The sequence below is a fragment of the Mesobaculum littorinae genome, from assembly GCF_004011175.1.
Classification (GTDB): domain Bacteria; phylum Pseudomonadota; class Alphaproteobacteria; order Rhodobacterales; family Rhodobacteraceae; genus Tranquillimonas; species Tranquillimonas littorinae.
Genome location: NZ_RQXX01000004.1, coordinates 132,615 through 157,214, shown reverse-complemented (window position 1 = coordinate 157,214; position 24,600 = coordinate 132,615). Strand labels below are relative to the sequence as shown.

At 68.7% G+C, this 24,600-nt stretch carries 24 protein-coding genes; 18 read left to right on the top strand and 6 right to left on the bottom strand.

Going from position 1 to position 24,600, the window contains the following annotated elements; all coding sequences use genetic code 11:
* Window positions 1–5: 5 nt before the first annotated feature.
* From EKE94_RS12970 to EKE94_RS12960, 3 genes are all read left to right on the top strand, one after another.
* Window positions 6–1,091 (top strand): microcin C ABC transporter permease YejB, encoded by a 1,086-nt coding sequence (locus tag EKE94_RS12970; protein ID WP_127907049.1) that lies wholly within the window; start codon window positions 6–8, stop codon window positions 1,089–1,091.
* A gap of 205 nt (window positions 1,092–1,296) precedes the next feature.
* Complete coding sequence (locus EKE94_RS12965; RefSeq protein ID WP_127907048.1) at window positions 1,297–2,403, top strand: ABC transporter permease; 1,107 nt, start codon at window positions 1,297–1,299, stop codon at window positions 2,401–2,403.
* On the top strand, window positions 2,400–4,010 hold the full coding sequence (locus tag EKE94_RS12960; protein ID WP_127907047.1) for an ABC transporter ATP-binding protein: 1,611 nt from the start codon (window positions 2,400–2,402) through the stop codon (window positions 4,008–4,010). Before EKE94_RS12965 ends, EKE94_RS12960 begins: the two co-directional genes overlap by 4 nt.
* A gap of 121 nt (window positions 4,011–4,131) precedes the next feature.
* Here the strand turns inward: EKE94_RS12960 and EKE94_RS12955 are convergent, their stop codons facing one another.
* Together EKE94_RS12955 and EKE94_RS12950 are read right to left on the bottom strand one after the other, a co-directional pair.
* Entirely contained in the window at window positions 4,132–5,469 is a 1,338-nt protein-coding gene (locus tag EKE94_RS12955; RefSeq protein ID WP_407940911.1) for a D-alanyl-D-alanine carboxypeptidase family protein, read from the bottom strand.
* 190 nt (window positions 5,470–5,659) lie between these two features.
* The gene (locus EKE94_RS12950; RefSeq protein WP_127907046.1) at window positions 5,660–6,394 is read right to left on the bottom strand and encodes an HAD family hydrolase; all 735 of its coding nucleotides are present in this window, start codon (window positions 6,392–6,394) and stop codon (window positions 5,660–5,662) included.
* A 160-nt stretch (window positions 6,395–6,554) separates the two neighbouring features.
* On the opposite strand from EKE94_RS12950, the gene clpS reads away from it, so the two are divergent.
* The 4 genes from clpS (at window position 6,555) to hemF (ending at window position 9,770) form a co-directional block, all read left to right on the top strand.
* On the top strand, window positions 6,555–6,875 hold the full coding sequence (clpS, locus tag EKE94_RS12945; protein WP_127907045.1) for an ATP-dependent Clp protease adapter ClpS: 321 nt from the start codon (window positions 6,555–6,557) through the stop codon (window positions 6,873–6,875).
* A 22-nt stretch (window positions 6,876–6,897) separates the two neighbouring features.
* Complete coding sequence (locus EKE94_RS12940; RefSeq protein ID WP_127907044.1) at window positions 6,898–7,887, top strand: class I SAM-dependent methyltransferase; 990 nt, start codon at window positions 6,898–6,900, stop codon at window positions 7,885–7,887.
* A gap of 63 nt (window positions 7,888–7,950) precedes the next feature.
* Window positions 7,951–8,757 (top strand): SDR family NAD(P)-dependent oxidoreductase, encoded by an 807-nt coding sequence (locus EKE94_RS12935; protein ID WP_127907043.1) that lies wholly within the window; start codon window positions 7,951–7,953, stop codon window positions 8,755–8,757.
* Between the two features lie 119 nt (window positions 8,758–8,876).
* Entirely contained in the window at window positions 8,877–9,770 is an 894-nt protein-coding gene (hemF, locus tag EKE94_RS12930; protein ID WP_127907042.1) for an oxygen-dependent coproporphyrinogen oxidase, read from the top strand.
* Window positions 9,771–9,845: 75 nt separating this feature from the next.
* Here hemF and hemE read toward each other — a convergent pair whose 3' ends face one another.
* Window positions 9,846–10,871, bottom strand: a complete 1,026-nt coding sequence (gene hemE, locus EKE94_RS12925) for a uroporphyrinogen decarboxylase (RefSeq protein WP_127907041.1) — start codon at window positions 10,869–10,871, stop codon at window positions 9,846–9,848.
* Window positions 10,872–10,977: 106 nt separating this feature from the next.
* On the opposite strand from hemE, the gene hemC reads away from it, so the two are divergent.
* Window positions 10,978–11,940, top strand: a complete 963-nt coding sequence (hemC, locus tag EKE94_RS12920; RefSeq protein WP_127907040.1) for a hydroxymethylbilane synthase — start codon at window positions 10,978–10,980, stop codon at window positions 11,938–11,940.
* Window positions 11,941–12,049: 109 nt separating this feature from the next.
* Here hemC and EKE94_RS12915 read toward each other — a convergent pair whose 3' ends face one another.
* Window positions 12,050–12,637, bottom strand: a complete 588-nt coding sequence (locus EKE94_RS12915) for an arylesterase (protein ID WP_235856021.1) — start codon at window positions 12,635–12,637, stop codon at window positions 12,050–12,052.
* A 97-nt stretch (window positions 12,638–12,734) separates the two neighbouring features.
* On the opposite strand from EKE94_RS12915, the gene EKE94_RS12910 reads away from it, so the two are divergent.
* From EKE94_RS12910 to EKE94_RS12880, 7 genes are all read left to right on the top strand, one after another.
* Window positions 12,735–13,424, top strand: coding sequence for an ABC transporter ATP-binding protein (locus EKE94_RS12910; RefSeq protein ID WP_127907038.1), 690 nt, complete (start codon window positions 12,735–12,737; stop codon window positions 13,422–13,424).
* The gene (locus EKE94_RS12905; RefSeq protein ID WP_127907037.1) at window positions 13,421–15,952 is read left to right on the top strand and encodes an ABC transporter permease; all 2,532 of its coding nucleotides are present in this window, start codon (window positions 13,421–13,423) and stop codon (window positions 15,950–15,952) included. The genes EKE94_RS12910 and EKE94_RS12905 overlap by 4 nt, the downstream gene beginning before the upstream one ends.
* Window positions 15,953–16,122: 170 nt before the next feature.
* The gene (otsB, locus tag EKE94_RS12900) at window positions 16,123–16,905 is read left to right on the top strand and encodes a trehalose-phosphatase (RefSeq protein WP_235856020.1); all 783 of its coding nucleotides are present in this window, start codon (window positions 16,123–16,125) and stop codon (window positions 16,903–16,905) included.
* Between the two features lie 254 nt (window positions 16,906–17,159).
* Entirely contained in the window at window positions 17,160–17,309 is a 150-nt protein-coding gene (gene hemP, locus EKE94_RS12895; RefSeq protein ID WP_127907260.1) for a hemin uptake protein HemP, read from the top strand.
* Window positions 17,306–17,806 carry a hypothetical protein gene (locus EKE94_RS12890; protein ID WP_127907036.1) on the top strand — a complete coding sequence of 167 codons (501 nt, stop codon included), beginning with the start codon at window positions 17,306–17,308 and terminating at the stop codon, window positions 17,804–17,806. Before hemP ends, EKE94_RS12890 begins: the two co-directional genes overlap by 4 nt.
* Window positions 17,807–17,863: 57 nt before the next feature.
* On the top strand, window positions 17,864–19,123 hold the full coding sequence (locus EKE94_RS12885) for an imelysin family protein (protein WP_127907035.1): 1,260 nt from the start codon (window positions 17,864–17,866) through the stop codon (window positions 19,121–19,123).
* Window positions 19,124–19,200: 77 nt separating this feature from the next.
* Window positions 19,201–19,455, top strand: coding sequence for a DUF1289 domain-containing protein (locus EKE94_RS12880; RefSeq protein ID WP_127907034.1), 255 nt, complete (start codon window positions 19,201–19,203; stop codon window positions 19,453–19,455).
* Window positions 19,456–19,599: 144 nt separating this feature from the next.
* Here EKE94_RS12880 and EKE94_RS12875 read toward each other — a convergent pair whose 3' ends face one another.
* On the bottom strand, window positions 19,600–20,070 hold the full coding sequence (locus EKE94_RS12875; protein WP_127907033.1) for a Dps family protein: 471 nt from the start codon (window positions 20,068–20,070) through the stop codon (window positions 19,600–19,602).
* 64 nt (window positions 20,071–20,134) lie between these two features.
* Window positions 20,135–20,563 (bottom strand): hypothetical protein, encoded by a 429-nt coding sequence (locus EKE94_RS12870; RefSeq protein WP_127907032.1) that lies wholly within the window; start codon window positions 20,561–20,563, stop codon window positions 20,135–20,137.
* Window positions 20,564–20,661: 98 nt separating this feature from the next.
* Here EKE94_RS12870 and EKE94_RS12865 point away from each other — a divergent pair, with 98 nt between their 5' ends.
* From EKE94_RS12865 to EKE94_RS12855, 3 genes are all read left to right on the top strand, one after another.
* Window positions 20,662–22,332, top strand: coding sequence for a di-heme oxidoreductase family protein (locus tag EKE94_RS12865; protein WP_235856019.1), 1,671 nt, complete (start codon window positions 20,662–20,664; stop codon window positions 22,330–22,332).
* Between the two features lie 139 nt (window positions 22,333–22,471).
* Window positions 22,472–23,461: an imelysin family protein gene (locus EKE94_RS12860; protein WP_235856018.1), complete on the top strand. Its 990-nt coding sequence runs from the start codon at window positions 22,472–22,474 to the stop codon at window positions 23,459–23,461.
* A gap of 24 nt (window positions 23,462–23,485) precedes the next feature.
* The gene (locus EKE94_RS12855; protein WP_127907030.1) at window positions 23,486–24,598 is read left to right on the top strand and encodes a DUF1513 domain-containing protein; all 1,113 of its coding nucleotides are present in this window, start codon (window positions 23,486–23,488) and stop codon (window positions 24,596–24,598) included.
* Window positions 24,599–24,600: the final 2 nt, after the last annotated feature.

The following is a 24,600-nucleotide window of genomic DNA, read 5'->3' as shown; positions in this document are numbered from 1 at the left end:
GTTTGATGGGCGCCTACATCCTCAGACGTCTGTTGCTGATCATCCCCACGCTTCTGGGGATCATGATCGTCAACTTCACCCTGACCCAGTTCGTGCCCGGCGGCCCGATCGAGCAGATCATCGCGCGGGTCGAAGGCGGGGGCGACGTCTTTGCCGGGATCTCGGGCGGCGCGGGCGATGCCGCGGCGCCGGGCGGTGGCGCGGCATCGGACTATGCCGGGGCGCGCGGGCTTCCGCCCGAATTCATCGAGGATCTCGAGCGCGAATTCGGGTTCGACAAGCCGCCGCTGGAGCGGTTCCTGTCGATGATGTGGAACTACATGCGCTTCGATTTCGGCGACAGCTACTTCCGGTCGATCGGCGTGCTGGACCTTGTCTGGGAAAAGCTACCCGTATCGATCACGCTGGGATTGTGGTCGACGATCATCGCCTATGCCGTGTCTATCCCTCTTGGCATCCGCAAGGCGGTGCGCGACGGGTCGGGCTTCGATACCTGGACCAGCGGGGTGATCATCGTCGCCTACGCGATCCCGGGTTTCCTGTTCGGGATCCTGCTGCTGGTGCTTTTCGCCGGCGGCTCTTACTGGCAGATCTTTCCGCTGCGCGGGCTGACCAGCGACAACTGGAATCAGCTCAGCCTTCTGGGCAAGGTCGCCGACTATTTCTGGCACATCGCGCTGCCGGTGGCGGCCTCGACCATCTCGGCCTTTGCCACGCTGACGCTGCTGACGAAGAACTCGTTCCTTGACGAGATCAAGAAGCAGTACGTCGTCACCGCACGTGCCAAGGGCCTGCCCGAGGGGCGGGTGCTTTATGGCCACGTCTTCCGCAACGCGATGCTGATCGTGATCGCGGGCTTTCCTTCGGTCTTCATCGGCGTGTTCTTCTCGGGCTCGATCATCATCGAAACGATCTTCTCGCTCGACGGGATCGGCCGGCTGGGGTTCGAGGCGGCGGTGGCCCGGGATTACCCGGTGATCTTCGGCACGCTGTTCTTCTTCGGGCTGATCAGCCTCGTCGTCGGCATCCTGTCCGACCTGATGTACGTCTTCGTCGATCCCCGCATCGACTTCGATTCGCGGGAGACCTGAGTTGGCCGATCGCGACCCACGACCCGGTGCCCCACACGATCCCGCCGAACCGACCGAGCCCGGCATCGCGACGCCGCCGCCCCATCCCGGGCCGGGCGGCCACGACGCACCGCCACCGGTGCGCCCGGGCCTCGATGCCCCGACCGAACCCGCCGCGTCCGAGTCAACGGTGACCGCCGGAGGCCCTGCGGCGCGGCGCCGGCGGATGTGGCTGAGCCCGCTCAACCAGAGGCGCTGGCGCAATTTCCGCCGCAACGGCCGCGCGTTCTGGAGCCTGTGGCTGTTTGTCCTGCTCTTCGGCCTGTCGTGCTTTGCCGAGTTCCTGGCCAACGACAAGCCGATCCTCGTCAGCTATCGCGGCGATCTTTACGCCCCCGTCTTCAACTTCTACCCCGAAACGACCTTCGGCGGCGATTTCCGGACCGAGGCCGTCTATACCGATATCGAGGTGCAGTGCCTGATCGCCTCGGGCGGGGTCGAGGATTGCTTTTACGAGCCCGAAGAGGTTCTGCAGGCGGCCGAAATGGGCAGCTACAACGGCGAGCCGCTCGAGCGGGGCTGGATGCTGTGGCCGCCGATTCCCTATTCCTATGACACGATCAACGACATCGGTGTCGCCGCACCCTCGGCCCCCGACGGCGCGCACCTGCTGGGCACCGACGACACAGCGCGCGACGTGCTGGCCCGGGTGATCTACGGCTTCCGCCTGTCGATCTTCTTCACCTTGATCGTCACTGTCCTGACCACGATCGTCGGGATCGCCGCAGGCGCCGTGCAGGGCTTCTTCGGCGGGTGGCTGGACCTCGTGTTCCAGCGGGTGATCGAGATCTGGGTGTCGACGCCGCAGCTTTACGTGATCATCATCCTCTTCGCGATCCTGGGGCGGGGGTTCTGGCTGCTTGTCTTCGTCACCGTCCTCTTCGGCTGGCCGGCGCTGGTGGGCGTCGTGCGCGCCGAATTCCTGCGGGCGCGCAACTTCGAATACGTCCGCGCGGCCCGCGCACTGGGCGTCTCCAGCACCAAGATCATGTTCCGCCACATGCTTCCCAACGCGATGGTGGCGACGGTTACCATGCTGCCCTTCATCATCACCGGCACGATCTCGACCCTCGCGACTCTCGATTTCCTGGGGTTCGGCCTGCCCGCCTCGGCCCCCAGCCTGGGTGAGCTGACGTTGCAGGCCAAGCAGAACCTGCAGGCGCCGTGGCTGGCGTTCACCGCGTTCTTCACCTTCGCGATCATGCTGTCGCTTCTGGTCTTCATCTTCGAAGGCATCCGCGACGCCTTCGACCCCAGAAAGACCTTCCAATGACCGCCGTCCTCGATGTCCGCGACCTGACCGTGAGCTTTCGCCAGGACGGGGCGGTCATCCCCGCCGTGCACGGCGTCTCGTTCGAGGTCGGGCGCGGTGAGACCGTCGCCCTCGTTGGCGAATCGGGGTCGGGCAAATCGGTGACGGCGCTGTCGACCGTCGATCTTTTGGGCAGCAGCGCGCAGACCGGGGGATCGGTCCGCTTCGACGGCGAAGAACTGCTGGGCGCGCGCGAAGACGTGCTGCGCCGGGTGCGGGGCAACGACATCTCGTTCATCTTCCAGGAACCGATGACATCGCTCAACCCGCTGCACACGATCGAGCGTCAGCTGGGCGAAAGCCTTGCCCTGCATCAGGGGGTGCAGGGGCGCGCCGCGCGGGGGCGTATCGTCGAGCTTCTGACGCAGGTGGGCATCCAGGATCCCGAAAGCCGCCTGACCGCGTACCCGCACCAGCTGTCCGGCGGACAGCGACAGCGGGTGATGATCGCCATGGCGCTGGCCAACCGGCCGACCCTGCTGATCGCGGACGAACCGACAACCGCGCTCGACGTCACGATCCAGGCGCAGATTCTCGAGCTGCTGTCCGAGCTCAAGCGCGATCTGGGCATGTCGATGCTGTTCATCACCCATGACCTTGGCATCGTGCGACGCTTTGCCGATCGGGTCTGCGTGATGCAGAAGGGCGAAATCGTAGAGCGGGGCCCGACGCGCGAGATATTCGAGACGCCGCAGCATCCCTATACGCGGATGCTGCTCTCCGCCGAATCGACCGGCGTGCCCGTGCCGGTGCGCGATGATGCGCCGGTGGTGGCCGAAACCCGCGATCTGCGCATCTGGTTTCCGATCCAGCGCGGTCTGCTCAAGCGCACTGTGGGGCACGTGAAGGCGGTCAACGCCGCCAGCCTGACGGTGCGGGCGGGCGAAACCGTTGGCATTGTCGGCGAATCGGGGTCGGGAAAGACCACGCTGGCACTGGCAATCATGCGGCTGATCTCGTCCGAGGGTCCGATCCTGTTTCTCGGCCGCGATATCCAGGGGTTGAAGTCCAAGGCGGTGCGCCCGCTTCGCGGCGACATGCAGATCGTGTTTCAGGACCCCTACGGATCGCTCAGCCCGCGGATGACGGTCGAGGAGATCATTGCCGAGGGCCTGGGCATCCATGGCAAACCCACCGCCGCGGAAAAGCGCGACAAGGTGGCCGCGATCATGGCCGAGGTCGGGCTGGATCCCGCGACGATGCATCGCTATCCGCACGAATTCTCGGGCGGGCAGCGGCAGCGGATCGCCATCGCCCGGGCGATGATCCTGAGCCCGAAGCTGGTCGTGCTGGACGAACCGACCTCGGCGCTCGACATGACGGTGCAGGTGCAGATCGTGAACCTGCTGCGCGACCTGCAGCAGAAGCACGACCTTGCCTACCTGTTCATCAGCCACGACCTGAAGGTCGTGCGCGCGCTCAGCCACAAGGTGATGGTGATGAAGCGCGGCGACGTGGTCGAGGCCGGCCCGGCGGACGAGATCTTCGATGCGCCGAAGACGGACTATACCCGCGCTCTGATGGCGGCGGCCTTCGACCTCAAGGCCTCGGACGCGCCGGTCGCCTGAGCGGCGCAGGGGGGCGATCTTCGGTCGGCTCGGAATGGTTGTGATCGGCATGAAAAAAGGCGCCGGACATCGGCGCCTTTCTGACGACAGGGGAAAGCCCCACCTGTTTATGTTGCGCCCCTCAGCCGGGATTGATCGTCGAACACTCGATGTCGCGGGCGGCCAGGCGGCGGCAGGCCAGGGCGGCTGATTCCTGCGTCATGCCGACGAAATTCGCCTCGTAGCCGCCATTGCCGTGCACCACCTTGCGCAACGCATCGTCCAGCGTGCCCAGCTCGACCAGTGCGGTCTTCAGCAGAACCCGCTCGGCCTGATAGCGCGACCCGTACTTGCCGACGTTGATGCCGAAGTGCCGCCCGCCCGACGTGGAAAGCCGGGTGACGACCTCGCGCGCGATCTCTTCGCCGACAAGATCCTCTGGCCGGGCACGCGGGTCGATCGTCGCCGCCCCCGCGGCGCCCATCGGCACCATCCCGTCGGCCGAGGCGACCATCATCGTGCCGCGCAGCGGGCGCGCCATCGGACGGCGCGAGATCTTCACGACCGTCATGCCGGGGGCTGCGCCAGCGGCGGGGTCGGGCAGGGCGGCGTAGTTCGGCGGCGCGGGCAAACGCACGGCGACCTGCGTCGCGGCCTTTTCGAACCCTAGGTCGAGCAGGCTGGCCACCTTGGCGTTGCGCGCGGGCGTCGACCTTTCGCCGAACACCGTGGCGATGATCCGCTCCTGACCATGTTGGGCCGAGGCGACCAGGTTGAAGCCCGCCGCGTTGGTGTACCCGGTCTTGATGCCGTCGGCGCCGGGGTAATCCGACAGGAACCGCCGGTTGGTGTTGGACACGTCGCGGATGCCCGCGTTGGTCGTCTGACGCGAGAACAGGTTGTAGTACTCGGGGTAGTCGTAGAACAGATGCCGGCCCAGCAGGGTCATGTCGCGGGCGGTCGACAGGTGCCCCTCTTCCGTCAGGCCGTGGGCGTTGCGGAAGGTCGTGCGCGTCATCCCCAGTGCCTGGGCGGTGCGGTTCATGCGGCGGGCAAAGGCGGCTTCGGACCCCTCGATCGCTTCGCCGATCGCGGTGGCGGCATCATTGGCCGATTTCACCGACGCGGCGCGGATCAGATAGCGGAACGCGATCTGCTGGCCCGAGCGCAGCCCCAGCTTCGAGGGCGGTTCGGCCGCGGCCTTCTGCGAGATGCGGACCTGGGTGTCGAGGCTGATTTCGCCGCGTTTCACCGCCTCGAACGCGATGTAGAGTGTCATCATCTTGGTCAGCGAGGCCGGATGCAGCCGTGCATCCGCGTTTTCCGCATGGAGCACCTCGCCCGAGCGGGCGTCGATCACCATGGCCGCGAAAGGCGCGGCAACGGCGCCGGACGCGGCGACGGCTGTCGTGACGACGAATGCTAGAAGATATGCGGCCGCATTGAACCGGCCGCGGAAGAACTGCCCTGTACGTTCCACGGGATCACTGCCTTTTTATCTGCCTCCGCGGCCGAGTCTTCTATGTGACACGGGCGTGTCACGCTGTCCGATCCGCGTTATGGACCAGATGATAGCACGGCATTTCCCGTTGGAAAATAGCCGCGTTTCAGGGGGCTAGCCCACGCGGTTCAGGCATTGGCAGATATTGACGCGGAATCGCCGCGGGCCGCTAGATCTTTGTTCCGACAGATTTACGCAATTCCGGCTCTGCCAGTTTTTCAAGCAAATCCGGCAGCGCGCCCAGATCGGGAATCTCGTGGAATTTCGGGTTGTTCTCGGGAGGATCCGCGGCCTCCAGCGCCCAGACATGGCCATGTGGCACAAAGACACCATGGCCGCCGGCCTCGATCACGGGCAGCACGTCGGATTTCATCGAATTGCCGATCATCACCGCCCGGTCCGACCCGTCGCCATGTTCGGCGAAGATGCGCGCATAGACCGGCGCGGTCTTGTCCGACACGATCTCGACCCCGTCGAACAGATCGCCCAGGCCCGATTGCGCCAGCTTGCGCTCCTGATCCAGAAGATCGCCCTTGGTGATCAGCAGAACGCGGTGATCTTGGGCCGCTGATTCGACCGCCGCGCGGGCGTGGGGCAGCAGGTCGACGGGGTGGGCCAGCATGTCCTGCCCCGCCTCGATGATCTGGCGGATGACTGTGGCGGGCACGCGATCCTCGGTCACCTCGATCGCGGTTTCGATCATCGACAGCATGAACCCCTTGATGCCGAAGCCGTAGCGCCCGAGGTTGCGCCGCTCGGCCGCCAGCAGTCGGGTCTCCAGGTGGTCGCGGTCGGCATGGTCGGCCAGCAGGGCGGCAAAGCGGTCCTGCGTCAGCCGGTAGAACTGTTCGTTGTGCCACAGGGTGTCGTCGGCGTCGAAGCCGATGGTGGTGAGCCGTGCCAAAGTGCCGAAACCTCGCGGATGCCGTCGCTGCGATGCCGCGGGGCCCCTTTTCACTCCGCGGGCCATCCTTATATAGTCGGATCGGACGACGTGCATCCAGCAAATCCGATAATCAGCTCAGACCCGCGGGAGATACGGCTTGACGGTCCAGCCTCATACCATGTCGGGACCAGACGATCCGCGCCACGGCGATGGCGACGTGGTTCTGGAAACCCGGACGAAAACGCAGCGCCCTCCGCTTTACAAGGTGCTGATCCTGAACGACGACTACACCCCGATGGAATTCGTGGTCCACGTGCTTGAGCGGTTCTTCGGACTGACCCACGCGCAGGCCTTCGAGGTCATGCTGACCGTGCACAAGAAGGGGGTCGCGGTGGTCGGCGTCTTCTCGTTCGAGGTGGCCGAGACCAAGGTGGCGCAGGTCATGGACTTTGCCCGCCGTCACCAGCATCCGCTGCAATGCACCATGGAAAAGGAGTAGAGGGGCCCCGGGCCCCGATCCCATGCTGTCCAAACGTCTGCCGCTGGCCGCCGAGCGTGGTCTATTCGAGGATGCCGGCCGGGTCTGCGTGCTGGGTGCGCGGGGCGGCGACGACCTGACGCCCCTGGGCGACGATGTCGTCGTCGTGCAGGGCTTCGCTGCCGATCACCAGGCGCTGTCGCGCCGGGGTCTGACCGTCGTGCCCGAGATTGGCGCGGTCGAGCCCGGGGTTCGCACGGCGCTGGTCGTCCTGCCGCGATCGAAGGAGGCCGCGCGCGACCGCATCGCGCGGGCCGCGGACCTGGTCCAGGGCGGCCCGGTCTTCGTCGACGGGCAGAAGACGGAAGGCATCGACGCGCTGCTGCGCGACTGTCGCGCGCAGGGCGACGTCGACGAGGTGATCTCGAAAGCGCATGGCAAGATCTTCCGGCTGCGCAACGCCTCGGTCGCGCGGTGGCGGGCCGAGCCGCAGCGCGTCTTGGATGGCTACCTGACCGCGCCGGGCGTGTTCTCTGCCGACGGGGTTGACCGCGGGTCGGCCCTGCTGGCCGATGCGCTGGTTGCCGCGGGGCTGAAAGGCCGGGTCGCCGACCTGGGCGCCGGGTGGGGCTATCTTTCGGCGCGGCTGCTGAAGGACGCGCCCAAGGTCGTCTCGGTCGATCTGGTCGAGGCCGAGCATGCCGCGGTGCAGGCGGCCCGGCAGAACGTCACCGACCCGCGCGCGGCCTTTCACTGGGCAGATGTGACGCGCTGGAAACCGGCCGAGCTTCTGGACCATGTCATCATGAACCCGCCTTTCCACCAGGGCCGCGCGGCGGATCCGGGTCTGGGGCGGGCCTTCATCGCCGCGGCGGCCGCGGCGCTTGCGCCGTCGGGCACGCTGTGGCTGGTCGCGAACCGGCATCTGCCCTATGAGAGCGCGCTCTCGGATCGCTTTGCGCGAATCGAGGATCTGGGCGGCGATACCGCGTTCAAGCTCTATCGCTGCGAAAAGCCCCGCCGCGGGCGGTGACAGTCAGGCGCCGGGCGGGTGGGCCTTAGCCGCCCCGCCACCCGGCCCCGGGAGGCACGATCAATGTCGTTTTCGATTTCCGGCAAGACCGCGGTTGTGACAGGGGCGGCCAACGGCGTCGGTCTCGCCATCGCGCGGCATTTCCTCGACGAGGGGGCGAACGTGATGTTCGCAGACATGGACGAGGCACGGCTGGTCGACGAGGTCGGCGCGCGCGGGGACGAAGCCGATCACGCCCGCTATTTCGCGGGGGACCTGCGCGAAAAGCTGGCCGTGGCGAACCTGCTGTCGGCGACGATCGACGCCTTCGACCGGGTCGACATCCTAGTCAACGCATCGCGCCAGATGGTGCTGAGCGATCCGCTGAACCCCGACGACGACGCGGTCGAATCGCTGATGCAGCAGAACCTGATGACCTCGCTGCGGCTGAGCCAGAGCTTCGCGCGTCGGATGATCCGGCAGGCGGAAGAGGACGAGTCCGAGGGGCCGGCGGGGTCGATCATCAACCTGTCGTCGATCGCGGCGCGGCGCACGCATCCCGAGCTTCTGGCCTACTCGGTGTCCTCGGCGGCGCTGGACCAGGCGACGCGGTCTCTGGCCGTCGCCCTGGCGCAGCATCGCATCCGGGTGAACGCGGTGGCCTTCGGGTCGGTGATGTCGGCATCGCTGCGCGGCGCGATCAAGGAACACGCCAAGTTCCGTGCCGAGATCATCGAACACACGCCGCTGTCGCGCATCGCTTCGCCGGGCGAGGTGGCCGAGGCGGTGCAGTTCCTGGCGTCGGACGGATCGGGTTTCATGACCGGGCAGATCCTGACCATCGACGGCGGCCGCACGCTGATCGACGTGGTGGACGCGCCCGCGCACTGAGCCGCCGCGACCGAGCATGAGCGCCTGCGGCGCACGCCTATGCATTTTGCGCCGCGCTGGCGCGCTGCGCGGTGCCTCCGGCGGGAGTATTTTCAAAGAGAAGAAGTTTGGGGGACGGTATGACCGCTGAGACGATGGCGGAGGAGAAGGCACGGGCCTCATCCTGGTTCCGGGCGTTGCGGGACGAGATCGTGGCCGCCTTCGAGGGGATCGAAGCGAGCCACGCGGGGCCCGGCGCGGCTGGCGGGCCCGGGGCGTTCGACGTGCGCGAGACGGTGCGCACGGCGCAGGACGGATCGGACGCCGGGGGCGGGCTGATGAGCGTGATGCGCGGCGGCCGGGTGTTCGAGAAGGTCGGCGTCAACGTCTCGACCGTCTACGGGGCCCTGGGCGAGGCCGCGCAGACCGCGATGGCGGCGCGCAAGGGGCTGCCGGGCATGGCCGAGGATCCGCGGTTCTGGGCCTCGGGGATTTCGCTGGTGGCGCATATGCAGAACCCGCACGTGCCGGCGGTGCACATGAACACGCGGATGTTCTGGACCCCGCATGGCTGGTGGTTCGGCGGCGGCGCCGACCTGAACCCCTGCCTGGACTACGCCGAGGACACCGCTGATTTCCACGCGGTTCTGGAGCGCCACTGCGCGCCGCACGGGCAGGACCTCTATCCCCGCTACAAGGCGTGGGCGGACGAGTATTTCTACATTCCCCACCGCGGGCGGGCCCGGGGCGTGGGCGGCATCTTCTACGACGATCATTGCAGTGGCGACTGGGACGCGGATTTCGCGCTGACGCAGGATGTCGGGCGGGCCTTCCTGGCCGCATACCTTCCGCTCGTCGCCCGGCGGCGCGACACCCCCTGGACGGCCGAGGACCGCGAGGCGCAGCTGGTGCATCGCGGGCTCTATGCCGAGTACAACTTGGTCTACGACCGGGGCACCAAGTTCGGGCTTTCGACGGGGCATGACCCCGATGCGGTGCTGATGAGCCTGCCGCCGCTGGCGAAGTGGATCTGACCGGGGTCTGATCGTGGGGCAGGGGGACGCGTCGGGATCCGGCGCGCCCCCTCTCCCGGCCCCCCGGCTGCCGGGTCAGGACCCGCGCAGGGCGTCCAGCATGATGTGCACGTGGTCGGGGTCGGCATCGGGGGTGATGCCGTGGCCGAGGTTGAAGACGTGCGGACCGCCCGCGAAGGCATCGCGGATCTCGCGGGTGCGGGCGGCCAGGCGCGGCCCGCCTTCGACCATAAGCGCGGGGTCGAGGTTGCCCTGCACGCAGACCTCGCTCTGAACCTCGCGCGCGGCCCAGTCCAGATCGACCGCGGTGTCGAGCGCGACGCAGTCGGCGCCCGTGGCCGGGCCGAAGCCCTTGAACCGGGCGCCCGCCTCGCGCGGGAAGGCGATGACCGGCAGGCCCGGGTGGCGGCGCTTGAGCTCGCCGATGATGGCGCGGGCGGGCTCCAGCGCGTAGGTGTCGAAATCCTCGGCCGAAAGCGATCCGGCCCAGCTGTCGAACAGCTTGATGACCTCGGCGCCCGCGTCGACCTGCGCCGAGAGGTATTCGATCGTCGCCTCGGTGATCCGCTGCATCAGCGCTTCGAAGAGCGGCCGGTTCTCGTCCTTGAGCTTGTGCGCCGGGGCCTGATCGGGGGTGCCGCGCCCAGCGATCATGTAGGTGGCCACGGTCCAGGGCGCGCCGGCAAAGCCGATGCGCGCGACATCCGCGGGCAGGGCGTCGCGCAGGATGCGCAGGGTCTCGTAGATCGGGGCGGTGGTGGCATGCACGTCGGCGGCGGGGCCGAGGCGGGCGAAATCGGCCTCGGTCGTCACGGTGGACAGGCGCGGGCCCTCGCCCTTGACGAAGGTCAGGTCGGCCCCGAGCGCCTGTGGCACCAGCAGGATGTCGGCGAAGAGGATCGCCGCATCGAAACCATAGCGCCGGATCGGTTGCAGCGTGACCTCGGCGGCCAACTCGGGCGTGTAGCACAGGCTGAGGAAGTCCCCCGCCTTTTCCCGGGTCGCCCGGTACTCGGGCAGGTAGCGCCCGGCCTGGCGCATCAGCCAGACGGGGGGGATGTCCTGGCGCTCACCGGCCAGCGCGCGCATCAGCTTTTTCATCGGGGGCTCCCTTGGCTTGGCACCGGGCTCTGGTCCCTTCGGGGGCGCGCAATGTCAAGCGGCAGGGCATTGCGAAGCCGGGGGCGCGCGCTTATGCCTCTGCCCCATGACCAGCCTGACCTCCGCCACGACCCGCCCTTCGCCCCAATCACCGCTCAAGATCGGCACGCGGGGCTCGCCGCTTGCGCTTGCGCAGGCCAACGAGACGCGCGACCGGCTGGCGCAGGCCTGGGATCTTCCGCAGGAGGCGTTCCAGATCGTGGTGATCCGCACCACGGGCGACCGGGTCATCGACCGTCCGCTGCGCGAAATCGGCGGCAAGGGGCTGTTCACCAAGGAGATCGAGGACGCGCTGCTGTCGGGCGGCATCGACATCGCAGTCCATTCTATGAAGGACATGCCGGTCGATCAGCCCCAGGGCCTGACGCTGGATACCTACCTGCCGCGCGAGGATGTGCGCGATGCCTTCGTCACGCTGAACCGGGGGCTGCTGTCTGAGCTGGGCGAAGGCGCGGTGGTCGGAACGTCAAGCCTGCGGCGGCGGGCGCAGTTGCTGCACCGGCGCCCCGATCTGCAGGTGGTCGAGTTCCGGGGCAACGTCCAGACGCGGCTGCAGAAGCTGGCCGATAACATCGCCGAGGCGACGTTTCTCGCCTGTGCCGGGCTGAACCGCCTGGGCCGTGACGACGTGCCGGCAACCCCGGTCGAACCCGACGAGATGCTGCCGGCAGTTGCGCAGGGGGCGATCGGAATCGAGCGGCGGCTGGAGGATCGCGCGACAGCCGATCTGCTGGCGGCGATCCACGACGCGGACACCGCGCGGCGCATCGGGGCCGAGCGGGCGTTCCTGGCCCGGCTCGACGGATCGTGCGAGACGCCGATCGCGGGCCTTGCAGAAGAGGACGCGGGCATCCTGCGCCTGCGCGGCGAGATCCTGCGCCCCGACGGCAGCGAAAGCCTGGCGGACGAGGTTTCGGGCCCGGTCGAGGATGGCCCGGAGATGGGCCGCGCTCTGGCCGAGACCCTGCTGTCCCGCGCCGCGCCGGGCTTCTTCGACTGGCGGGACTGAACACCTGGGCGGACGCCCCGGTCCGGGGCGCCGGGACAGGGCGCGCTGGTCCAAGCCGCCACGCCGGCCCCGGCCCCGGCCGGGGCCCGGTCAGGCCGGGGGGCGGGGTTTACTCGGCACGGTCGATCAGGGCCTGCACATCCGGGCCCAGCCCCTCGACAATCAGGGCCACGCCGTCCGCGTTGGGGTGGATGCCGTCGGCCTGCATGTAGTCGCGCATCGCCGCATCGCGGTCCCCCGTCGCTTCGAGCCCGGCAAAGAAGCTTTGGGCGTAGAGCGTGCCGTAGTCCTGCGACAGTTCGGGATACATCGCGTCGAACGCCTGCTTGAAATCGGGCCCGTAATTGCCCGGGGCGGTCAGGCCCACCAGCAGCACCGGCACGTCGGCCTCTGCCGCGGCGTCGAGGATGCGGGACAGGTTGTCGCGGCTGACGGCGGGGTCGATGCCGCGCAGCATGTCGTTGCCGCCAAGTGCCACGATCATGCCGTCGACCTCGTCCGTCAGCGTCCAGTCGACGCGGGCCAGCCCCCCCGCCGTGGTGTCGCCCGACACGCCCGCGTTGATCAGCCGCACATCCTCGCCCCGGTCCCGCAGCCACTGCTGCATCTGCGGCACGAAGCCGTCCTCGACCGGCAGGCCGTAGCCCTGCGTCAGGCTGTCGCCCAGGGCGGCGATCACGGTTTCCGCCGCCGCCATTCCCGGCAACGCCGTCGTCGCCAGAATGAAAGCGGCGCCAAGCTTGCGGGCCGCGCCTGCAGCCCCATATCGGGCAGGGTGCCGCAAAGGAGCGACCATGGATCCGATCCTCTCTCTCAAAGACGTGCGCCTGTCGCTTGACGGCAATGCCGGGCGGGTGGAGATCCTGAAGGGGATCAGCCTGGATGTGGAGCGGGGCGAGACCTTGGGGCTCACGGGGCCTAGCGGATCGGGCAAGTCGTCTCTCCTGATGCTGATGGGCGGGCTGGACCGCGCCACCTCGGGGCAAGTCGGCGTTCTGGGGCGCGATCTGGGTGCGCTGGGCGAAGACGCCCTGGCGCGCTTCCGCCGCGATCATATGGGGGTCGTCTTCCAGTCCTTCCACCTTATCCCGACGATGACCGCGCTGGAAAACGTGGCGACCCCGCTGGAGCTGGGCGGCGCGGCCGATGCATTCGACCGCGCGGCGGAAGAGCTTGCGGCGGTGGGCCTGTCGCATCGCGCGGGTCACTACCCGGCCGAGATGTCGGGCGGCGAACAGCAGCGCGTCGCGCTGGCCCGCGCCGCCGCGCCGCGGCCCGAGATCCTTCTGGCGGACGAGCCCACCGGCAACCTCGACGGCACCACCGGAGAGGCCATAGTCGATCTGCTGTTCGGGCTGCGCGACCGTCACGGTGCGACGCTGGTCCTCGTCACCCACGCGCCCGACCTCGCGGCGCGCTGCGACAGGCGCATCACGCTTGAGGATGGCCGCCTGTCGGGCCCCGCCCGGGCCGCGGCGGAATGACCCTGCGTGTCGCCGCCCGTATCGCCCGGCGCGAACTGCGCGGGGGGCTGCGCGGGTTTCGCGTGTTCCTCGCCTGCCTCGCGCTGGGCGTGGCGGCCATCGCCGCGGTCGGGATCGTCCGCGATTCGATCCGCGCCGGGCTCGACCGCGAAGGCGCCACGCTTCTGGGCGGCGATGCCTCGGTCGAACTGACCTACCGCTTTGCCGACCCCGGGGAACGCGCCGCGATCGACGCGCGGGCCGACGCCGTTTCGGAAATCGTCGAGTTCCGGTCGATGGCCGTCGTGCCGCGCGACGGCGATGCCGACCGCGCGCTGACCGAGGTCAAGGGCGTCGACGGAGCCTACCCGCTGCTGGGGTCGGTCACGCTCGACCCCGCGATGCCGCTGTCGCAGGCCCTGGCGGGGCAGGGGGGCGCGCCAGGTGCGGTGATGGCGCCGATCCTTGCCGACCGGCTGGGGCTGGAGGTGGGCGATACCTTTCGGCTGGGCACACGGGATTTCGTGCTGACGGCGCGCCTGCTGCGTGAACCCGACGATGCGGGGGGCGGCTTTGCGCTGGGCCCGCGCACGCTGGTCGCGCGCGAGGCGCTGGCCGGGTCGGGGCTGTTGCAGCCCGGCACCCTGTTCGAGACCGAATATCGCATGCGGCTGCCCGAGGGCACCGACCTCGACGCCGCGCAAGAGGATGTGCAGGCGGCGCTGGGCCCCGGCACCCGCTGGCGCGACAGCCGCAACGGCGCGCCGGGCACCGAGGAATTCGTGCGCCGGCTTGCCGCCTTTCTTGTTCTCGTGGGGCTCGCGGGCCTTGCGGTGGGCGGTGTCGGAATCGCCTCGGCCGTGCGCGCGCATCTGGTCGAGAAGACGCCGACGATCGCGGTGCTCAAGACCTTCGGTGCAGCCTCGTCGACCATATTCCAGGTCTATTTCTTGCAGATCGGTGCGCTGGGCCTTCTGGGCCTCGCGCTCGGGCTCGTACTGGGGGCGCTGGCGCCGCTTTTGGCCGCGCCGCTGATCGAGGCGCAGATGCCGATCCCGGTCGAGATGGGGCTGCATGCGCGGCCGCTGGTCGAGGCCGGGATCTACGGAAGTCTCGCCGCGCTGATCTTCACGCTCTGGCCTCTGGCGCGCGCCGGCGATATTCGTCCCGCCGAGCTGTTCCGCGAAGGGGCTGGGCGGCGCCGGGTGCTGCCCGGCTGGCGCTGGGTGGCACTGGTGGCCGTGCTGGTCGCGGCGCTGGTCGCCGTGGCGGCGTGGCTGTCGGGGCTGGCGCGGCTGACGCTCTGGGCCGCCCTTGGGCTGGGCGTGGCCTTTGTCGCGCTTCTGGCGGCGGCCTGGGTGGTCCGGCGGTTGGCGCGACGGCTGGCCCGGGCGCGGGCCCTGCGCGGGCACAGCGCGCTGCGCATGGCGCTGGCCTCGGTCGGCGGACCGGGGGGCGAGGCCGCATCGGTTGTGTTGTCGCTGGGGCTGGGACTGTCGGTGCTGGCGGCCATCGGGCAGATCGACCAGAACCTGCGCAGCGCCATCCAGCGCGACCTGCCCGAAATCGCCCCGAGCTATTTCATCGTCGATATCCAGCCCGATCAACTGGCTGGCGTGATGCAGCGGCTGGACGACAATCCGGGCGTCGAGACGGTCGAAACCGCGCCGATGCTGCGCGGCGTGATCACGCAGATCAACAGCCGTCCCGCGCAAGAGGTCGCGGGCGATCACTGGGTGATCACCGGCGACCGCGGCGTGACCTATTCCGACCGCCCGCCCGAAGGCGCGCGCGTCACGGCGGGCGACTGGTGGCCCGAAGGGTATGACGGCCCACCGCAGATCAGCTTTGCCGCCGAGGAAGCGGCCGAAATCGGCCTGGAGCTGGGCGACACGCTGACCGTCAACATCCTGGGCCGCGACATCACCGGCGAGATCACCAGCTTCCGCGACGTGGATTTCTCGTCCGCCGGCATCGGCTTCGTGCTGTCGATGAACCCCGCCGCGCTGAGCGGTGCGCCGCACACCAACATCGCCACCATCTATGCAGAGCCCGAGGCCGAAGCCGCGATCCTGCGCGACCTGGCGCAGGCCTATCCCAACATCACCGCCATCGGCGTGCGCGAGGCCATCGACCGCGTCGCCGGCGTTCTGGCCGGCATCGCCGCGGCCGTGACCTACGGCGCGCTCGCCACGCTGGTCACCGGGGCGGTCGTGCTGATCGGCGCCGCGGCGGCGGGCCAGCGCGCGCGGGCCTACGAATCCGCGGTGCTGAAGACGGTGGGCGCCCGCCGCGCCACGATCCTTGCCAGTTTCGCCCTGCGATCGGCGCTTCTGGGCGTGGCGGCGGGGGTGGTGGCGATACTCGCGGGCGGCCTTGCGGGGTGGGCCGTCAGCCGCTTCGTGATGGAGACCCGATTCGTCTTCGACGCGGTTTCGGCGCTGGCGATCGTCGCCGGCGGCGCGGGGCTCACCCTGCTTGCCGGACTGGTTTTCGCCTGGCGCCCGCTTTCCGTTCGGCCCGCCCGGGTGCTGCGGGCCCGGGAATAGATCAAGTCTCACCGAAGCTTACCGCCCTTCCAATATACCAATTCAATTTTGGCGCGAATTGGTTTCGAGCTTTTGGAACACCGCGCGCCCTTTTCGGGTTATGGTGACGATGCTCAGAAGCGGGTTGCACGAATCCTTGCGCGCATCGCTTCCCGGCGGGAGGATCCTCAATGTATTACGAAATGATCGGTTTCGTCGACGACCGCACCGAGTCGGAGTGCGAACATTGCCTTCCGATCCTCAATCTTGCGACGACCAGCTTCTTTCTCGATTTCGACGGCGTTCTTTGCGATCTGGCCGACACCCCCGATTCCATCGAGGTTGATCCGAAGCTTCCGGCGCTGCTGACCAAGCTGTCGGACCGCGTCGAGGGTCGCCTCGTGGTTGTGTCCGGCCGCGGGATCGACGATCTGGCGGCACGACTTCCGGGCTTTCGCGGCACGCTCATCGCCGGGCATGGCGCGGAGGAGCGGATCGCGGGCCGGATGCACCGCCACAAGATCGCGGGTGCCGAGATGGTCGAACGGCTGGGCGACATGGTCGAGGCGTTTTGCGCCACGCATGCCGGCATGCTGTGCGAACGCAAACCTACCGGAGTCGTCCTGCATTTCCGCAAGGCCGAGCGTGAAGCCGGGCGCGCCTATGATTTCATGCGCGCGCTCGACAACAGCCATGAAGGGTTCAGCCTGCATCACGCCAAGATGGCGTATGAACTGCGACCGACCGGCGTCTCGAAAGAGGCGGCGATACGCAGGGTTATGGACCGGGAGGGCTTTTACGGTACAAAACCTGTGTTCTTCGGCGACGACGCGACCGATGAACCGGCCCTGTCCTGGGTCGGCGCGCGCGGCGGCATCGCGGTAAAGGTGGGCGAAGGCGATACCGTCGCCCGGTACCGGGTGCCCGACCCGGCCTTCGTGCGAAGCTTCCTATCAGAGCAGTTGGGACGATAAAGCCCCCGCGTCATCTGATCCCGCCCCTCGGCCACGTCCCGCCCGAGCCCGCGCATGTCGCGGGCTTTTTTATGCCTGACTGAAATAATCGGAATTGACAGGTCCGACGATTTCGCTCAGGTATGAATGCGATCCCGCGATGGCGATGTCCGGCGGGGCGGATCGTAGATACAGGAGGGCGACTGATGCGCGCCGTTAAGCAAGACGAATGGATCACTGCAACTCCGGGCCCGGCGCCTGAGCGCGGCGCCGCCATGGCCATGCGTCCGGCGACACCGCCGCAATTGCGCGTCCATGATGCCCGTGAACTGGCTGGTGACGCGCCCGAGGCCATCCTGCGGCTTGACGGGATGGATTACCGCCTGCGCATCACGCGGTCGGGCAAGCTGATCCTCACGAAATGAGCGCCCTGACCGGCATGCCGTCGCGCGTCGGGTGCGACCGCGGCGCCGCCCCGGTGGGGGCGCTGGCGGCGTGGCCTGACGCCGATGCCCGGCTGGTGCGCTGGCTGCGGCAGTGGTGCGACGGCCCAGAGGGGCAGGCCGCGGTCTGGGACGAGATGTCCACCGCGCTGTCGCCTTCGGCTGCGCAGGGCGGCATCACGGCCCTGCAGGACCTGCTGCAATTGATCATGCAGGCGGGGCGCCGTCCCCTGATGCGCCATGCCGCCACCTGCGACTGCGTCGGATCGGACGAGGCTGTCTTTGCCAACTTCGTCATGACCGCGGCGACGGGCGACCGGGAAGAGGCGATGCTGATGGCCGCTCTGCTGGTCCGGGCCGACCGGATGGCCGAGGCGGCGTATCTGGCGCAGACCCTCGGCCTGGCGGCCCGGCGGATCGGGCTGCGGTTGCGCCCGGGCATCCCACGCCCCACGCATATGTCGCCCACCACCCACTGACGCCCGAACAACGACCCCATAAGACGACCCAAGCTTTCCCCCAACAGAGGATATTCCATGCAACGGACGATGACCGCCACCCTCGCGCTGCTCGCCTTCGGTGGCGCGCCGGCTTTCGCCGATCAGGCCGCGGTGCTGACCACCTATGCCGACATCGCGCACGCGGGGTACGAGGACAGCCTGACCACCGCCAAGCGACTGCAGACCGCGGTGGACGACCTGATCGCCCAGCCTTCGGCCGACACGCTGCAGGCCGCGAAAGAGGCGTGGCTGGCCGCGCGCGTGCCCTACCAGCAGACCGAGGTTTATCGCTTCGGCAACGCCGTCGTCGACGACTGGGAGGGCAAGGTGAATGCATGGCCGCTGGACGAGGGCCTGATCGACTATGTCGATCAAAGCTACGGCGGCGCGACCGACGAAAACGAATACGCCGCGTTGAATGTCATCGCGAACCCGACCTTCACGCTGTCGGGCGAAGAGATCGACGCCACCGAGATCACGCCTGACCTGCTGGAAGGCCAGCTGCACGAGGCGGACGAGGTCGAGGCGAACGTCGCCACCGGCTACCACGCCATCGAATTCCTGCTCTGGGGTCAGGATCTGAACGGGACCGAGGCTGGCAACGGCGACCGCCCCTGGACCGATTACGCCACGGGCGAGGATTGCACCGGCGACAACTGCGACCGCCGCGGCGCCTACCTGAAGGCCGCCACCGACCTGCTGGTGTCGGACCTCGAGTGGATGACCGGGCAGTGGGCCGAAGGCGGCGACGCGCGCACCGGGCTGATGGAGGACGAGGCCGCGGGCATCACCGCGATGCTGACCGGCATGGGCTCGCTGTCCTACGGCGAACAGGCGGGCGAGCGGATGAAGCTGGGCTTGATGCTGAACGACCCCGAGGAAGAGCATGACTGCTTCTCGGACAACACGCATAACAGCCACTACTACGACGGGCTGGGCATCCGGAACGTCTATCTGGGCGAATACGTGCGCGTCGACGGGTCGGTCGTATCCGGCGAATCGCTGTCCGACCTCGTGGCCGAGGCCGATCCGGCCGTGGACGAGGCGCTGACCGGCGCGCTCGATCACACCATGGCCGAACTTGGCCAGATCAAGACCGCGGCCGAGGCCGGGCTGTCCTACGACATGATGCTCGAACGCGGCAACGACGCGGGCGAAGCGCTGGTGACCGGCGCGGTCGACGCGCTGGTGGCCCAGACCCGCGAGATCGAGCGTGCGGTGACCGCGCTGGGGCAGGACCAGATCGGCTTCGAAGGCTCGGACAGCCTCGACAATCCCGACGCCGTCTTCCAATAATCGTCTGACCCGATATCCAAGCCACGTCGGGCGGTCCCTTGCAAAAGGGGCCGCCCTTCGCCGTCAGGAGGTCAACCATGGCCAAGGCCAAGAAACTGCCCAGCCCCTGCATCGATGTCTGCAAGTTCCGCCGCGAAGGCCACTGCATCGGCTGTTCTATGACCAAGACGCAAAAGAAGATGTTCAAGTCGCTGAAGCGGGTCGACCATCAGCATGCCTTCGTCGACATGCTGGTCCACCAGCAAAGCGACATGGGCAAATACGGTCACTGGACCCCGGCCTACCTGAAGAAGCTGGCCAAGAAGGGCATCGCCCCGCCGTTCGAGGTCTGATCTCCGCGCGGCAGCCTGATGCGGCCGCCCGATGCGGCCGCCCGATGCGGCAGTCTGCTCTGGGGGGCGCACAGGAAAAAGGCCCCGGGCGCGCCGCGCCGGGGCCTTTCGCATATCATGGGCGGGGGGTGCCGCCTGTCGTCGTTACTGAAGGTGCGAGCGCAGCATCCAGGCGAATTTCTCGTGCGTGCGGCCACGCTCGATCGCCAGATCCTCGGTCAGCGTGTCGCCATGTTCGGCGGCCAGCGCACCGGCACCGGCCAGCGTCTGGGCAATGGTCTCTTCGGCTTCCATCAGCAGCCGCACCATGTCCTTGTCGGACTGGGTGCCGTCCTGCTCTTTCACCTTCGACCGGTCCAGCATGCCGGCCAGCTGGCCCGGGGCGTGGATGTCCAGCGCGCGGATCCGCTCGGACAGGTCGTCCTGCGCGACGAAGTGATCTTCGTAGATCTCTTGGAACAGCGCGTGCAGCGGGCCGAAGGCCATGCCGGTCACGTTCCAGTGGAAGTTCTGCGCCAGCATCGTCGTCACGACGGTTTCGGAGACGGCCTGGCTCAGCGCCTCGGCGATCGCTTGGGTGGCAGAGGGGCTCAGATCGCTTGCAGTCTGGGTCATAAATGGCTCCTAGTTCTTAGATTGCCGGGGCGATCCGGCGTTCCAGTTTAAATATAGAATAATTCTAAACTGAGTGAAGCCCCCCTGCAAGCTTCGCCGCGAGAAAACCGACAGAGCGGCGCGCTTCGGGCGAAACGCGCGAATGCAGGAGGAAGGTCGCGCTCATGTCATCGCCCCGTTGCAGGGCGCCGATCAGCGACACGAGCCACGATTCGTCGAAGGAAATGTCGGCCGATCCGGGACGGTAGAACCGCGGAGCGCGGTGCAGCGCCTGGCCCAGCGTGCGGACCAGCGCCTCGGCCGTGGCGGTTGCGGCGGCGTCGCGGTCCAGCGACAGCATCTGGCAGGCGCGGAACAGGTCAAGCCGCGCGGCGGCGCGACAGTTCAGCGCAGCCATCCGCAGGTGAAACAGAGCATGGCGCGGGGCATCCTCCTGTAACCACGGGCGGGGCGGCTGATCCGGGGTCCGGTCGAACTTGCGCAATGCGGTCATCGGCGTCTCCTTCACGCAGCCCGAAGCCCGGTAGGCCTCTGGCCATCGCTTATTCCCGACTGTATTTATCACCTATCAGGTGGTACGGGAAGGACCCAATGGCGAAGAATGCATCTCTCGGACGATGGGTCGCAGTCGGGCTCGGGCTCGGGATCGGCCTGGGCACGGGGGCAGGGACGGGTGCGGGGACCGGCGCAGCGACGGCCCAGACCGCGGCCGCGGAGCAGCCCTCCGACACCTACGCCCCCACCACGGCGGCGGACAAGACCAACGCCGCAGCCTTGCCCGATGCCCTGGCCGAGCCGCATCTCGACGTCATTCCCCGCACCGAAGACGAAACCGCGCGAATCGCCGACGTCACCGCCCCCGCGCGGGACTTTTCTGCGCCCGAACGGTTCGAGGCGAACCAGGCCGGCGCCGCCACCGTCCGGGCGCGCACCGATGCCGACGCGTTTTCCCAGTCCTCGGCCAACATGCCCTTCGAGAGCGAGCTGAACTTCAAGGTCGGCAACGGGCTTTTCAAGAAGCTCTGGGTCTCGTCGCCCTCGTCCACCCTGGCGTCGGACGGGTTGGGGCCGCTTTACAACGCGCGGTCCTGCCAACGGTGCCACCTGAAGGACGGGCGCGGCCATCCGCCCGCGGGCCCCGACGACAGCGCCGTGTCGATGTTCCTGCGGATCTCGGTCCCCGCGCCCGAGGCCAGCGAGATGAGCGAGATCGAGGCGTTCCTCGTCACGCTGGGCGAAGAGACGCGGCGCACCCGCCCCGACCCCACCTATGGGGGGCAGTTGCAGGATTTCGGGGTGGCGGGGCACCCGGCCGAATACCGTCTGGACGTCGCCTATGCCGAGCGCGAGATCGCGCTGTCGGGCGGCGAAACGGCCACCCTGCGGGTGCCCAGCTACACGGCCGCCGACCTGGGCTACGGCCCGCTTGCGCCCGGCGCGATGCTCAGCCCGCGCGTTGCCCCGCCGATGATCGGCCTTGGGCTGCTCGAGGCGATCCCGGCCGCGGACATCCTTGCCGGCGCCGACCCTGGGGATGCCGACGGCGACGGCATTTCAGGTCGGGCGCAGGTGGTCTGGTCCTTCGAATTCGACCGTCCGATGCTGGGCCGGTTCGGGTGGAAGGCCGGGGCGCCGACGATCCGCGAACAATCCGCCAGCGCCTTTGCCGGCGATATCGGGATCTCGTCTCCGATCTTCGACACCCCGTGGGGCGACTGCACCGAGGCGCAGGCGGACTGCCGGGACGCACCGCACGGCGACGACGACGCGCGCGGCACCGAGATCGATGTCGAGGGGCTGGACCTGGTCACCTTCTACAGCCGCAACCTGGGTGTGCCTGCGCGCCGCGACGAAGGCGATCCGCAGGTGCTGCGGGGCAAGCAGATGTTTCACGACGCCGGATGCGCCTCGTGCCACACGCCGAAATACGTGACCCACCGGCTGAAGGATCAGCCCGAGCAGAGTTTTCAGCTGATCTGGCCGCACACGGACCTTCTGCTGCACGACATGGGCGAAGGGCTGGCCGATCACCGCCCCGAGGGGCGCGCCACGGGACGCGAATGGCGCACGCCGCCGCTGTGGGGGATCGGCCTGACCGAACAGGTGAACGGCCACACCAATTTCCTGCACGACGGTCGCGCAAGGTCGCTTCTCGAGGCGATCCTGTGGCATGGTGGCGAAGCTGCGGCGGCACAGCAGGCGGTCGTCGCGATGCCCGCGCCCGACCGCGCCGCCCTGATCCGCTATCTGGAGAGCCTCTGACCCAATGCGCCCCCGTTTCGCCCGCCCCCTTGCCACCCGCCTCGATACGGACACCTCCGATACGGTCACTTCCGATACGGCTCGCCCTGATGTCGCCGACCCGACGCCACCGCGTGCTCCGCGCGCGAGTGCCTGGCCCGTGCGGCTGATCGCCCCGGCGCTGATCGCGGCGGGCCTCGCCGCGCCCGCGTCGGCGGGGGTCGAGGAGGCGGTGACCCAGCACATCCTGCCGCGCCAGGACGCCTTTGCCCAGGCGACCGCCACGCTCGACACCGCGGCGCAGGGGGACTGCACCGCTGCCAAGTTGGAGGCGCCCTACCAAGAGGCGTTCGACGCCTGGGCCCGGGTCGGGCATATCCGGCTTGGCCCGATTGAAGAGGACGGACGTGCGCTGGCCATCGCCTTCTGGCCCGACACGCGCGGCATGGTGGCGGGAACCTTGCGCGATCTTCTGGCCGACCAGCCGCCCGAGGTCGCCGACCCGGCCGAGTTCGCCGAGTTCTCCGTCGCCGCACGCGGGCTCTTCGCGCTCGAGCGGCTGATCTACGACCCGGACTTCCGCGACTACGGTGCCGACGACTATGCCTGCACGCTGGCCCGCGCCGTCACCGCGGATCTCGCCCGCATGGCGGCCGAGATCGACGCCGAATGGCCCGACTATGCCACCACGCTCACCACCGCGGGCGAGGCGGGAAATAGCCGCTACCTGTCGCGGGACGAAGCGGCGCAGGCGCTGTTTACCGTGCTCTTGACCGGGCTCGAATTCGACGCCGACCAGCGGATCGGGCGGCCCCTGGGCTCGTTCGAGCGGCCGCGCCCCGCGCGGGCCGAGGCATGGCGGGCAGGTCGATCGCTGCGCAATGTGGTCCTGTCGCTGGAATCGCTGCGCGACCTGGCCCAGCGGCTGACCGACGCCCCGGTGCCCGAGACCCTGGCCGCGTTCGACCGCGCCATCGCCGAGGCGCAGCAGCTGAACGACCCGGTCTTCGCCGGTGTCGAGGACCCGCAGGGCCGGTTCGAGGCCGAGATCCTGCAGCAGCGCATCCAGGCGGTACGCCGGGCGGTCGAGACCGAGATCGGCCCCCGGCTGGGCGTCGCCGCGGGCTTCAACTCGATGGACGGGGACTGACCCGCCGCTACCGGAGATACCATCATGACCAGCCGTCGCCGCTTTCTCGCCGGACTTGCCGCCGCCTCGGCGGTGCCGCGGCTCAGCTGGGCCGAGGCGGGCAGCCCCGCCTATGTCGCCGCCGCGCGCGACCCCGACGGGCAGTTCGCGCTTTACGGGCTGGGGGCGGACGGCAGCGACCGCTTCCGCGTCGCGCTGCCCGATCGCGGCCATGCCGCCGCGATCCACCCCGACCTGCCGCTTGCCGTGGCCTTCGCCCGCCGGCCGGGGCGGTTCGGCGTGGTGATCGATTGCGCCACGGGCCGCGAGACGGCCCGGCTCGAGGCGCCGGAGGGCCGGCATTTCTACGGCCACGGCTGTTTCATCGACGAGGGCCGGCTGCTGGTGACCTCGGAGAACGCCTACGACACCGACGGCGCGGGCCGGTTGGGGATATGGGACCGGCGCGCGGGCTGGCGCCGCGTGGGCGAGGTCGCGACCGGCGGCATCGGGCCGCATGATGTCCGGGCGCTGCCCGGGGGCGGCGTGGTCGTGGCCAATGGCGGCATCCGCACCGATCCCGACCAGGGGCGGGACAAGCTGAACATCCCCGATATGCGCCCGTCTCTCGCCTACGTGACGCTCGGGGCAGGGGGCGGCGATGTGTCCGATGACGGGATCGACGAGCTGGTCGAGCTGCCCCGCGACATGCGCCTGAACTCGATCCGCCATCTCGCCCTGTCGCCCGCCGGGGACGAGGTCGCCTTTGCCATGCAGTGGCAGGGCGACGTGGCCGACGGCATGCCGCTTCTGGGGCTGCACCGACGCGGGCAGGCGCCCCGCATCCTGTCGGGCGACCTGGGCGAACAGATCGCGATGGAGGGGTATGCCGGGTCGGTCGCCTGGTCGGGCCGCGGCGGGCTGGTCGCCATCACCTCGCCCCGGGGCGGGCGGCTGCACGTCTTCGATGCCAAGTCCGGGACGCTGGCCCATGTCTGGCGGCGGGCCGATGTCTGCGGGCTGGCCACGGCGCCGCAGGGGTTCTTGGTGACCGACGGCGCGGGCGCGGTGCACCTGCACGACGGGACCGAGGCGCAGCTGATGGCCACCCCCGCGCGGGCCTGGGACAACCACGCGCTGCCGCTGACCCCCGCCTGACC

Coding starts and splice junctions, on each gene's coding strand:
- EKE94_RS12970 (WP_127907049.1), top strand. CDS start 6: ATGGGCGCCTACATCCTCAGACGTCTGTTGCTGATCATCCCCACGCTT.
- EKE94_RS12965 (WP_127907048.1), top strand. CDS start 1,297: ATGTGGCTGAGCCCGCTCAACCAGAGGCGCTGGCGCAATTTCCGCCGC.
- EKE94_RS12960 (WP_127907047.1), top strand. CDS start 2,400: ATGACCGCCGTCCTCGATGTCCGCGACCTGACCGTGAGCTTTCGCCAG.
- clpS (WP_127907045.1), top strand. CDS start 6,555: ATGTCGGGACCAGACGATCCGCGCCACGGCGATGGCGACGTGGTTCTG.
- EKE94_RS12940 (WP_127907044.1), top strand. CDS start 6,898: ATGCTGTCCAAACGTCTGCCGCTGGCCGCCGAGCGTGGTCTATTCGAG.
- EKE94_RS12935 (WP_127907043.1), top strand. CDS start 7,951: ATGTCGTTTTCGATTTCCGGCAAGACCGCGGTTGTGACAGGGGCGGCC.
- hemF (WP_127907042.1), top strand. CDS start 8,877: ATGACCGCTGAGACGATGGCGGAGGAGAAGGCACGGGCCTCATCCTGG.
- hemE (WP_127907041.1), bottom strand. CDS start 10,871: ATGAAAAAGCTGATGCGCGCGCTGGCCGGTGAGCGCCAGGACATCCCC.
- hemC (WP_127907040.1), top strand. CDS start 10,978: ATGACCAGCCTGACCTCCGCCACGACCCGCCCTTCGCCCCAATCACCG.
- EKE94_RS12915 (WP_235856021.1), bottom strand. CDS start 12,637: ATGGCGGCGGCGGAAACCGTGATCGCCGCCCTGGGCGACAGCCTGACG.
- EKE94_RS12910 (WP_127907038.1), top strand. CDS start 12,735: ATGGATCCGATCCTCTCTCTCAAAGACGTGCGCCTGTCGCTTGACGGC.
- EKE94_RS12905 (WP_127907037.1), top strand. CDS start 13,421: ATGACCCTGCGTGTCGCCGCCCGTATCGCCCGGCGCGAACTGCGCGGG.
- otsB (WP_235856020.1), top strand. CDS start 16,123: ATGTATTACGAAATGATCGGTTTCGTCGACGACCGCACCGAGTCGGAG.
- hemP (WP_127907260.1), top strand. CDS start 17,160: ATGGCCATGCGTCCGGCGACACCGCCGCAATTGCGCGTCCATGATGCC.
- EKE94_RS12890 (WP_127907036.1), top strand. CDS start 17,306: ATGAGCGCCCTGACCGGCATGCCGTCGCGCGTCGGGTGCGACCGCGGC.
- EKE94_RS12885 (WP_127907035.1), top strand. CDS start 17,864: ATGCAACGGACGATGACCGCCACCCTCGCGCTGCTCGCCTTCGGTGGC.
- EKE94_RS12880 (WP_127907034.1), top strand. CDS start 19,201: ATGGCCAAGGCCAAGAAACTGCCCAGCCCCTGCATCGATGTCTGCAAG.
- EKE94_RS12875 (WP_127907033.1), bottom strand. CDS start 20,070: ATGACCCAGACTGCAAGCGATCTGAGCCCCTCTGCCACCCAAGCGATC.
- EKE94_RS12870 (WP_127907032.1), bottom strand. CDS start 20,563: ATGACCGCATTGCGCAAGTTCGACCGGACCCCGGATCAGCCGCCCCGC.
- EKE94_RS12865 (WP_235856019.1), top strand. CDS start 20,662: ATGGCGAAGAATGCATCTCTCGGACGATGGGTCGCAGTCGGGCTCGGG.
- EKE94_RS12855 (WP_127907030.1), top strand. CDS start 23,486: ATGACCAGCCGTCGCCGCTTTCTCGCCGGACTTGCCGCCGCCTCGGCG.